The organism is Staphylococcus pasteuri (genome assembly GCF_003970495.1).
GTDB classification, from domain to species: domain Bacteria; phylum Bacillota; class Bacilli; order Staphylococcales; family Staphylococcaceae; genus Staphylococcus; species Staphylococcus pasteuri.
Genome location: NZ_RXWW01000043.1, coordinates 1 through 10,951 on the forward strand (window position 1 = coordinate 1; position 10,951 = coordinate 10,951).

Annotated in this window: 8 protein-coding genes; 1 reads left to right on the forward strand and 7 read right to left on the reverse strand. The window is 32.4% G+C overall.

The window, feature by feature from the left end; all coding sequences use genetic code 11:
- Window positions 1-139: 139 nt before the first annotated feature.
- Window positions 140-1,408 carry an NADP-dependent isocitrate dehydrogenase gene (gene icd / locus CD121_RS07165; protein ID WP_017638214.1) on the reverse strand — a complete coding sequence of 423 codons (1,269 nt, stop codon included), beginning with the start codon at window positions 1,406-1,408 and terminating at the stop codon, window positions 140-142.
- A gap of 55 nt (window positions 1,409-1,463) precedes the next feature.
- Complete coding sequence (locus tag CD121_RS07170; RefSeq protein ID WP_017638215.1) at window positions 1,464-2,582, reverse strand: citrate synthase; 1,119 nt, start codon at window positions 2,580-2,582, stop codon at window positions 1,464-1,466.
- A 348-nt stretch (window positions 2,583-2,930) separates the two neighbouring features.
- Between CD121_RS07170 and CD121_RS07175 the strand changes: the two genes are divergently transcribed.
- The gene (locus tag CD121_RS07175) at window positions 2,931-4,292 is read left to right on the forward strand and encodes an amino acid permease (protein ID WP_126567700.1); all 1,362 of its coding nucleotides are present in this window, start codon (window positions 2,931-2,933) and stop codon (window positions 4,290-4,292) included.
- 196 nt (window positions 4,293-4,488) lie between these two features.
- Here CD121_RS07175 and pyk read toward each other — a convergent pair whose 3' ends face one another.
- The 5 genes from pyk to ystJ all read right to left on the reverse strand — a co-directional run bounded on the left by pyk (window position 4,489) and on the right by ystJ (window position 10,698).
- Window positions 4,489-6,246 carry a pyruvate kinase gene (pyk, locus tag CD121_RS07180; RefSeq protein WP_126567703.1) on the reverse strand — a complete coding sequence of 586 codons (1,758 nt, stop codon included), beginning with the start codon at window positions 6,244-6,246 and terminating at the stop codon, window positions 4,489-4,491.
- Window positions 6,247-6,265: 19 nt separating this feature from the next.
- Entirely contained in the window at window positions 6,266-7,234 is a 969-nt protein-coding gene (pfkA, locus tag CD121_RS07185) for a 6-phosphofructokinase (RefSeq protein ID WP_017638218.1), read from the reverse strand.
- A 179-nt stretch (window positions 7,235-7,413) separates the two neighbouring features.
- Window positions 7,414-8,358 carry an acetyl-CoA carboxylase carboxyltransferase subunit alpha gene (locus CD121_RS07190; RefSeq protein ID WP_017638219.1) on the reverse strand — a complete coding sequence of 315 codons (945 nt, stop codon included), beginning with the start codon at window positions 8,356-8,358 and terminating at the stop codon, window positions 7,414-7,416.
- On the reverse strand, window positions 8,358-9,215 hold the full coding sequence (gene accD, locus CD121_RS07195) for an acetyl-CoA carboxylase, carboxyltransferase subunit beta (RefSeq protein WP_046466798.1): 858 nt from the start codon (window positions 9,213-9,215) through the stop codon (window positions 8,358-8,360). The genes CD121_RS07190 and accD overlap by 1 nt, the downstream gene beginning before the upstream one ends.
- 253 nt (window positions 9,216-9,468) lie before the next feature.
- Window positions 9,469-10,698 carry an NADP-dependent malic enzyme gene (gene ystJ, locus CD121_RS07200; protein ID WP_029055670.1) on the reverse strand — a complete coding sequence of 410 codons (1,230 nt, stop codon included), beginning with the start codon at window positions 10,696-10,698 and terminating at the stop codon, window positions 9,469-9,471.
- Window positions 10,699-10,951 lie beyond the last annotated feature (253 nt).

Here is a 10,951-nt window from a genome sequence, read left to right on the forward strand (position 1 = left end):
AGCTAATATATGAAAAATATTGTCTTTTCATTAATTAAGCTATCATTTTTTTATAAGAAATGATATTAAAAACTAATAATTTACAAAATCTTAATAAAAAGACGAATTGGTTTCCCAATCCGTCTTTTCTTGTATCTTATTATTTTAAGTTTTTAATTAATTCATCAGCAAATTCTGAAGTTGAAACTTCTTTTGCACCATCCATTAAACGTGCAAAGTCATAAGTAACAATTTTAGAAGCAATTGTTGCTTCGATAGATTCTGTAATCTTATCAGCAGCTTCTTGCCAACCTAAATGTTCTAACATTAATACTGAACTTAATAATTCAGATGATGGATTTACTTTATTTAATCCAGCATATTTAGGAGCAGTACCATGTGTTGCTTCGAAAATAGCATGACCAGTTTCATAGTTAATGTTAGCGCCTGGTGCGATACCAATACCACCAACTTGTGCAGCTAATGCATCTGAAATATAGTCACCGTTTAAGTTCATTGTAGCAACTACTTCATGTTCTGAAGGACGAGTTAAAATTTGTTGTAAGAAGATATCAGCGATTGAATCTTTAACAATAATTTTACCTTCTTGTTCCGCTTTTGATTGTGCTTCATTAGCAGCGTCTTTACCTTCTTTTTCAACAATTTCATCATATTGTTGCCAAGTAAATACTTGATCACCAAATTCGTTATGAGCTAAATCATAACCCCATTGTTTGAATGAACCTTCAGTGAATTTCATGATATTACCTTTATGAACTAAAGTTACTGCTTTACGATTATTATCGATAGCGTATTGAATCGCCGCTCTTACTAATCTTTCAGTACCTTCTTTTGAAACTGGTTTAATACCAATACCTGAAGTTTCAGGGAAACGAATATTTGTTGCGCCCATTTCGTCTTGTAAGAAATCAATTACTTTTTTAACTTCTGGAGTACCTTCTTTAAATTCAATACCAGCATAAATATCTTCTGTATTTTCACGGAAAATAACCATATCAACATCTTGTGGACGTTTAACTGGTGATGGTACACCTTGGAACCAACGTACAGGACGTAAGCATGTAAATAAATCTAACTCTTGTCTTAAAGCAACGTTTAATGAACGAATACCTCCGCCGATTGGAGTTGTTAAAGGACCTTTAACAGCAATTAAATATTCTTTAATTGTATCTAAAGTTTCTTTAGGTAACCATTCTCCAGTATTGTCATATGCTTTTTGTCCAGCTAGTACTTCTTTCCACTCAATACGTTTTTCACCGTTATAAGCTTTTTCAACTGCTGCGTCAATCACGCGGCTAGCTGCATTCCAAATATCTGGTCCGATTCCGTCACCAATAATAAATGGAATAATTGGTTCGTTAGGTACATTTAAACCGTCGTTAGTTTTAGTAATTTTTTCTGCTGTCATACATTTGACCTCCAAGTAATTTTAATAAAATTCATTTTACAATATAAATGATTAATTATCTTTCTTCAATAGGTAGATATTTGCGATCAGTTTCACCAATATAATTAGCTCTTGGACGCATAATTCTATTATCTCTATATTGTTCTAAGATATGCGCAATCCAGCCTGATGTACGACTTACTGCGAAAATTGGTGTGAATAAGTCATGTGGAATATCCATACTGTGATATACAGTAGCACTAAAGAAGTCAACATTTGGAATTAATCCTTTTTCTTCTTTAATACGTTTTTCAATAGCTAATGACATTTCATATAATTCACTTTTACCAGTTTCTTCAGTGATTTTTCTACTCATTTCGCGTAAATATTTGGCACGTGGATCTCCTTCTTTATATACACGGTGACCAAATCCCATAATTTTTTCTTTATTAGCAAATTTTTCATCTAAATACTTGTCTACATTATCTAAAGAACCTACTTCTTGTAACATTGCCATTACACGTTCATTAGCACCACCATGTAAAGGTCCTTTTAATGAACCTACAGCAGCAACAATACCAGAATACATATCTGATAATGAAGATACTGCACAACGAGCAGTAAATGCAGATGCGTTTAACTCATGATCAGCATGTAAGATTAATGCTTTATTAAATGCTTCTTCTTCGATATCTGTAGGTAGTTCACCTTTAAGCATATATAAGAAGTTCGCTGCATAACTTAAATCAGAATTTGGTTTAAGTGGTTCTTTACCTTCACGTACTCGTGAAAATGCAGTTACTAATGAAGCTACTTTTGCTTGAATACGAATAGCTCTTTCATATTTCTTATCATCAGATTCATCTTCAGCATCTGGATCAAAATGAGCAATGTATGAAACTGAAGTACGTAAAGCTGTCATTGGATGTACTTTATCAGTTACATATTCTTCAAAGTGTTTGTATACTCTTGGATTTAGAGTCATATACTCATATAATTTAGACTTAAGTTCTTGTAGTTCTTCTTTATTTGGAAGTCTATAATTCCATAATAAAAAAATAATTTCTTCGAATTGGGCATTTTCAGCAAGATCATCAATATCATATCCTGCATAAGTTAATTGGCTATCTATAATTGAACTGATTTTAGTTTCAGCTGCAATTACCCCTTCCAAACCTCTTTGTAATTCTGCCATGATAAATTTCCCCTTTACTATTTCTTTATGAAATGGCTTTCAAATAGTATTATAGCTAATTATTAAGATTTTGTGAAACAAATAAATCTCTTAAATCATGAATAATTACTATTGCCCAATGGTTTCACTATGGTCGAATAGCTCTTGAAATGGCTTTATATCAGTATTTCAAAACATAAATTTGTATGAGATTCTAAATAGATAAGAAAGTTTTTATTTGGTTATCGTGTATGATTACAAATTTCTAATTATAAGGCAGTGTATTTCGACACTTTTTTATTAAATGAATTGTATAAAAACCAATATAAGTGCATAATATAATTATATAAAAAGTAAGGGAGAGGTCTTATGGCTGAAAATCTACAAAGAGAATTGAGCAATCGTCATGTGCAATTAATTGCCATCGGTGGCGCTATTGGGACAGGATTATTCCTGGGTGCTGGACAAACGATTGCTATGACGGGTCCCTCAATATTACTCACGTATATCTTTATTGGATTCATGCTTTTCATGTTTATGCGTGGGTTAGGCGAAATTATAATTCAAAATACTAATTTTAAATCTTTTGCAGACGTAACTAACAAATACATTGGACCATTTGCTGGATTTGTTACAGGTTGGACTTATTGGCTATGTTGGATTATAACAGGTATGGCAGAAGTAACTGCTGTAGCTAAATATGTTAGTTTTTGGTTCCCTGCAGTTCCCAATTGGATAAGCGCATTATTTTGCGTTTTAGTTCTAATGTCATTTAACTTGCTTAGTGCTAAATTATTTGGAGAATTAGAATTTTGGTTCTCTATCATTAAAATCGTCACTATTTTAGGTTTAATTGTTGTAGGTGCCGTCATGATTTTATTTGCATACAAAACTCAGTTTGGTCATGCAAGTTTAACTAATTTATATAGTCATGGAATATTCCCTAAAGGTGCATCAGGCTTCTTTATGTCATTCCAAATGGCAGTATTCTCTTTCGTTGGTATAGAAATGATAGGTGTAACTGCTGGTGAAACAAAAGATCCTGAATCAACAATTCCTAAGGCAATAAATAGTGTACCTATTCGTATTCTAGTATTTTACGTAGGTGCCCTAGCTGTTATCATGTCAATTATTCCTTGGGATAAGGTTGATCCTGATAACAGTCCATTCGTTAAGTTATTTACTTTAATTGGTATTCCATTTGCAGCTGGATTAATCAACTTTGTAGTATTAACTGCAGCAGCGTCATCTTGTAATAGTGGTATATTCTCAAATAGTAGAATGTTATTTGGTTTATCAGATAAAAAGCAAGCGCCACCTGCTTTTAGTAAAACTAATAAAAATGGTGTGCCTCATGTAGCAATCATTGGTTCATCAGCATTATTACTAATTGCAGCATTATTAAATTATATCTTCCCAGATGCAACATTAGTATTTACTTATGTTACTACTTTATCGACTGTATTATTCTTAATCGTATGGGCATTAATTATTGTCGCTTATATTAATTACAGTAGAAAGAATCCAAAATTACATAAAGAATCTATATATAAATTACCTGGTGGTAAATATATGGGCTATGTGATTTTAATATTCTTCATCTTAGTATTTGGGTTATTATTTGTTAATGAAACAACTAGACGTGCAATTTACTTAACACCGTTATGGTTCATATTGTTAGGTTTCATGTATTGGAGATATAAAAAAGAATCCCGAAAACTGAATGATTAATTTATCATTGAGTTGAGTTTTAAACTTAAAAAAGTCAGTAAACGAGTTTTATAAATTCATTTACTGACTTTTTTGTATAATTATTTTATTTTAATTTACCTATACATATTAAAAAGGATCGTAACTACCAAGTTAAAATACTTAGTTGTTACAATCCTTTTTGCATTTTCAATTATCTAGACGATAATTTTATATATTATAGTACGTTAGCATAACCTTCGAATACTTTACCGTTTGCAGCATCTACAGTAACTAACATATCATTTTTAATTTCTTTAGTAGCATTTTCAACACCTACAACTGTTGGAATACCTTTTTCAAGGCCAACGATTGCACTAGGTGATGTAATACCATTTTCTTCTGTAATTAAACCGATAGCTTGGTCTACATATGGTACTAATGTTTCATCTACAGAGTTTGTAACGATGATTTTGTCGCTTAAATCAACATCTTTTAAATCACTTGCTGAATCAGCAACAATAGCAGTACCTACAACTGATCCACGGCCAACACCTTGCCCTTTAGCAATTTCGTCACCAACTAAATGGATTTTCATCATATTTGTTGTACCTTTTTCACCTGTTGGAACACCTGCAGTAATAATGATTAAGTCACCATTTTGTACTCTTTCTGTTTCAACAGCAGTTGCTACTGCATTATTTAATAATGCATCTGTGTTCTTACGTCCTTCTTTAACTACAGGATAAACACCCCATACAATCGCACATTGACGAGCTGTTTTTTCACTAGGAGTAACAGCAATAATATCTGAATGTGGACGATATTTAGAAATAGTACGTGCAGTTGAACCACTTTCTGTTGCAGCTACAATTGCTTTAACATTTAAGTTTAGAGCTGTATGAGCTACTGAAATACCAATAGCATTTACTAGTGAAGTTTCAACTAATTTAGTTCTATCAGATAATAATTTTTTATAATCTTGTGCTGCTTCTGCAGATACTGCAATGTTTCTCATAGTTTTAACTGCTTCTTCAGGATATAAACCTGCAGCTGTTTCACCAGATAACATTACTGCGTCTGTACCATCATAAATAGCATTTGCAACGTCACTAGCTTCTGCACGTGTTGCACGTGGGTTACGTTGCATTGAATCTAACATTTGTGTTGCAGTAATAACTGGTTTACCTAATTTGTTACATTTTCTAATTAAATCTTTTTGAACCATAGGTACTTTTTCAGGTGGAATTTCAACACCCATGTCACCACGAGCAACCATTAAACCATCAGATACTTCAAGAATTTCTTCAATATTGTCAATACCTTCTTGGTTTTCAATTTTAGGAAAGATTGTAATATTAGCTTTTTCTTGTTCTAAGATTTCACGGATATCTAATACGTCACTTGGACGACGAACAAAGCTTGCTGCGATAAAGTCTACATCTTCTTTAATACCGAATCTAATATCATCAGCATCTTTATCAGTGATACCTGGTAAATTTACTTTAACACCTGGTAAGTTAACACCTTTTTTATTTTTTAGTTCACCAGTGTTTAAAATGTCACATTTTACTTCACCATTATTATGATCAATATCTTTAACTTGTAATTCTACTAAACCATCGTCTAATAAAATGTATGATCCTACTTGTACATCATTAATTAAGTTGTCGTAAGTTACAGAGAACTTTTCAGGTGTACCTTCTACTTCACTCATACTTACGATAACTTCTTTACCTTTTTCTAATTCGATAACGCCACCTTTCATGTTATGAGTACGAATTTCTGGTCCTTTAGTATCTAAAAGAATAGCTACAGTTTTATTTAAACGTTTAGCCACTTTACGAATTGTATCAATTCTACCTTTATGTTCTTCATGACTACCATGTGAAAAGTTTAAACGTGCCACGTTCATACCAGCGTTAATTAATTTTTCAATCATTTCTTCTGATTCAGATGCTGGTCCAATAGTACATACAATTTTAGTTTTTCTCATTTTATAATCCTCCTGAAATTTATATAGATAACTCTTTAGCTAGTTGGTAAATTTGTTTATCAAATTTATGATCAGAATGACCAAAGATTTCATCAAATGGTGTCGCAGTTAATTGGTTATGTTTAATACCAACACCTTTAGCTGTTTCACCACTCATTAATAATTCAACCGCATGTCCACCTAATCGTGATGCTAATACACGATCAGCACCAGATGGGCTACCGCCACGTTGAATGTGACCCAATACTGACACTCTAGTATCAATATTTATATATTTACTTAATTCTTCAGCACATTCTTGTCCGCTCATACAACCTTCAGCAACCATAACGATTGAATGTTTTTTACCTCGTTTAATTCCTTGTTCAATCTTCTCAGCCACTTCTTTAATTTCTGTATTAACTTCTGGTACAACAATTGTTTCTGCACCAACAGATAAGCCAGCCCAAAGTGCTAAGTCACCACAATCACGTCCCATTACTTCAACGATAAATGTTCTAGCATGACTTGAAGCTGTATCTCTAATTTTATCGACTGAATCAATAATTGTATTAAGCGCAGTATCAAATCCAATAGTAAAGTCAGTACCGTTAATATCATTATCAATCGTTCCAGGAATACCGATTGTTTGTATTTCTTTACACTCTTCGCTAATGCGTTGAGCACCACGGTAACTTCCGTCTCCACCGATTACTACTAAACCTTCAATTTCTCTTTTACGTAGATTCTCGATTGCTACTTTACGTACATCTTCTTCTTTGAATTCTGGACATCTTGCTGAGAATAAGAATGTCCCACCACGTTGAATTGTATCTCCAACTGAGCCTAATTCAAGTTTATGAATATCGTCTTCAACTAAACCTTGATAACCATGATATACACCATAAACTTCAATATTATTGTAAATTGCTGTACGTACAACTGCTCTAACAGCAGCATTCATCCCCGGTGAATCTCCACCGCTAGTCAAAACTGCAATTTTCTTCATGACGACATACCTTCCTATATCTAGTTTTATCTTCAACTCTAAATTACCATAAATTTTTTACTTCTTCCATCAAAAGAAAGTACTTATGTAGATGTAAACGTTTTTAATTATGAATTTTATATTAACAATAATAAAAATAGAGCAATAGTCTTCATTTTAACTATCACTCTATCTAATATTTATTCTACATAAGATCCAATATTTCTAAATTTATTAAAACGATCTTCTGCTAATTCATCTTTATTAAGTTTTTCTAATTCATCTAAATGTGCCACAAAAGCCTCTTTAATAGTTTGAGCTTGTTCTTCAACTTCTTTGTGCGCACCGCCTAAAGGTTCTTTAATTACGTCATCTATAACATCAAGTTGGTGTAAATCATTCGCCGTAATTTTCATTGTTTCTGCAGCTATTTTGGCTAAATTGCTATCTTTCCATAATAATGCAGCAGCTCCTTCAGGAGATATAACAGAGTATGTACTATTTTCAAGCATTAATACTCTATTAGCAATACCGATACCTAGCGCACCACCACTACCACCTTCACCGATGACTATTGCAATGACAGGCACTTTGAGTGAGGCCATCTCAATCAAATTGGTAGCAATTGATTCACTTTGTCCTCTTTCTTCTGCTGCTTTACCAGGATACGCTCCTTTAGTATCAATAAATGTAAAAATAGGTCTGTTAAATTTTTCTGCTTGTTTCATCAAGCGTAATGCTTTTCGATAGCCTTCTGGATGTGCCATACCAAAATTACGATAAATATTATCTTTGGTATCTTTACCTCTTTGCTGTCCAACTACAGTAACAGCTTTACCATTTAAATAACCAATACCACCAATCATTGCTGGGTCATCTCTAAAATTACGATCGCCATGTAATTCTATAAATGAATCAAAAATCTTTGGTATATAATCTAATGACGTAGGTCTTTCTTGCAACCTTGCAATTTGAACTCTATCCCACGGTTTCAAATTTGTATACACTTTTTTAGTTTCGCGTTCTAAAGAAGCTTCTAACATATCGATTTCTTCTTGCAAATCAACATCGTTTTTTTCTTGAGATTCTTTTAATGAATCAATTTTCTTTCTTATTTCAAAAAGTGGCTTTTCAAAATCAAGCATTAGCTTCTCACCTCTTGATGTAGATTTAAAATATTAGCAAGTGTAGTTCTCATATCTTTTCGATGTATCACTTTATCTAGTTGACCATGCTCTAATAAAAATTCTGCTGTTTGGAAATCTTCAGGTAATTTTTCATTAATTGTTTGTTCAATTACTCGACGTCCTGCAAAGCCTATTAGTGCTTTTGGTTCACTTAGATTGATATCTCCAACTGATGCAAAACTAGCAGATACACCACCTGTAGTAGGATTAGTGATATAAGAAATATAAAGTAAACCTGCATCTGAATGTTTCTTTAGTGAAACACTTGTTTTACCCATTTGCATTAAAGAAATAATACCCTCTTGCATACGGGCACCACCACTGGCAGAGAATAAAATAAATGGTAAACGTTGTTCTGTGCAATAATCAATAATTCGACAAATCTTCTCACCAACAACTGACCCCATACTTCCCATTCTAAAACGAGCATCCATAACTGCCACACCATACTTAACACCATCTAATTCGGCAGTACCTGTTACTACAGCTTCATTTAAGTCAGTTTTTTTCTGATCTTTTTCAATTTTTTCAATGTATCCAGGGAAATCTAATGGATTTGCAGAAGTCATCCCTTTATCAAATTCATTAAATGTACCTTCATCAGAAATCGCTTCAATGCGTTTATATGCAGATAAAGAAATATGATGGTCACAATTAAAGCATACATTTAGGTTTTCATCTAATTCTTTGGTATACATAATTTTTTTACATTTTGGACATTTAGTCATGATTCCTGCTGGTACGTCATTTTGTTTTGAGTCTTGAACCGTTAAATATTTCTTTTTCTTTGTTCGATTAAAAAAATCTTTAAACATAGGGAAACCTCCAAAAACCTTTGACCCTTATTAGGCTTAATTTTTTCATGTAGATTATATTGTTATGTATAAAATGAATAAATTATAACAAAAGTGAGAGAGAAAAATATAAAACTACTTTTGAATATGATTAGGTATATTATCATCTTTAACCTAGTTAAAACGATACCGTTTTACATTTTTCTTAAAACATATACAACTATTTTTTTAGTATGACATGTTTATTAATCTCCCACTCTCATTACAACTATAATTATTTTAAGTCTGTTAATTTCATTGTTTTATCATACACATCTTGTGGGTCAACTTCAATTCTAGCAACACCTGATTCCATAGCCGCTTTAGCAACTTCTCTAGCTACAGATGGCGCTACACGTTTATCAAATGGACCAGGAATACAATAATTTGGCTCTAATTCATCACTTTGAATTAAGTCTGCAATAGCTTCTACGGCAGCTTTTTTCATTTCTTCATTAATATGTGTTGCCTCAGTATCTAAAGCACCTCTAAAAATACCAGGGAATGCTAATACGTTATTGATTTGGTTAGGATAATCTGAACGACCTGTTCCAACTACTTTAGCTCCAGCTTCTTTAGCATCATTAGGATTGATTTCTGGGTTAGGGTTAGCCATTGCAAAGATTATTGGATCTTTAGCCATACTTTCTACCATTTCTTTAGATAATAAATCTGCAATAGAAACACCAATGAAGACATCTGCATCTTGAATAACTTCACTCAATTCGCCTTCTATTTTGTCTTTATTAGTCCACTTAGCTACATATTCTTTAGTATCATTCATACCATAACTTCTGCCTTCAAATATGGCACCTCTAGAATCACACATAACCATATTTCTCACACCGTATGAATATAACAGTTTTACAATTGCAATACCTGCTGCACCAGCTCCGTTGAGGACAACTTTAATGTCGGCTAAATCTTTATCTACAATTCTTAAGGCATTAATTAAGCCTGCTGTAGTTACAATAGCTGTACCGTGTTGATCGTCGTGAAAAACAGGAATATTAGTTTCTTTTTTTAATCTTTCCTCAATTTCAAAACAACGCGGCGCTGAAATATCCTCTAAATTGATTCCTCCATAGTTAGGTTGAAGTAATTTTACAGTATTAATAATCTCATCAGTATCTGTTGTATTAAGCGCAATTGGAACACCATTAACACCAGCAAAACTTTTGAATAATACTGCTTTACCTTCCATAACTGGAATACTTGCTTCCGGACCGATATTCCCTAATCCTAAAACAGCAGTACCATCTGTTACTACAGCAACTGTATTACCTTTTATAGTATAGTCATAAACTTTTCTTTTATCTTCATGTATTTCTTTACAAGGTTCGGCTACACCAGGTGAATAAGCTAAACTTAATTCATCTTTGTTTGTAACTTTGACATTAGGTGTTACTTCTAATTTACCTTGATTCTTTTTATGCATTTCTAATGCTTCATCTCTTAAAGACATGCTATTCAACCCCTATTTATTTTTTTAGAATTAACTGAGTAAACAATTATCAATCATTTTTAACTGTAAACAGATTGCATTAACAATGTACTTTTAAAATGTATTTAAAAATGTCAAAAATTTAGCAACTAGCTAAACTTTGAATCAACATTTCTTCGTTACTTTTATAATTATTTTTTCTGCTGATCATTCATATTTTATCATTATTTTATGTATAAGATAATGACAATTACAAACAAATAGTACAAAAAAC

Coding starts and splice junctions, on each gene's coding strand:
- accD (WP_046466798.1), bottom strand. CDS start 9,215: ATGTTTAAAGATTTTTTTAATCGAACAAAGAAAAAGAAATATTTAACG.
- pyk (WP_126567703.1), bottom strand. CDS start 6,246: ATGAGAAAAACTAAAATTGTATGTACTATTGGACCAGCATCTGAATCA.
- pfkA (WP_017638218.1), bottom strand. CDS start 7,234: ATGAAGAAAATTGCAGTTTTGACTAGCGGTGGAGATTCACCGGGGATG.
- CD121_RS07175 (WP_126567700.1), top strand. CDS start 2,931: ATGGCTGAAAATCTACAAAGAGAATTGAGCAATCGTCATGTGCAATTA.
- ystJ (WP_029055670.1), bottom strand. CDS start 10,698: ATGTCTTTAAGAGATGAAGCATTAGAAATGCATAAAAAGAATCAAGGT.
- icd (WP_017638214.1), bottom strand. CDS start 1,408: ATGACAGCAGAAAAAATTACTAAAACTAACGACGGTTTAAATGTACCT.
- CD121_RS07190 (WP_017638219.1), bottom strand. CDS start 8,358: ATGCTTGATTTTGAAAAGCCACTTTTTGAAATAAGAAAGAAAATTGAT.
- CD121_RS07170 (WP_017638215.1), bottom strand. CDS start 2,582: ATGGCAGAATTACAAAGAGGTTTGGAAGGGGTAATTGCAGCTGAAACT.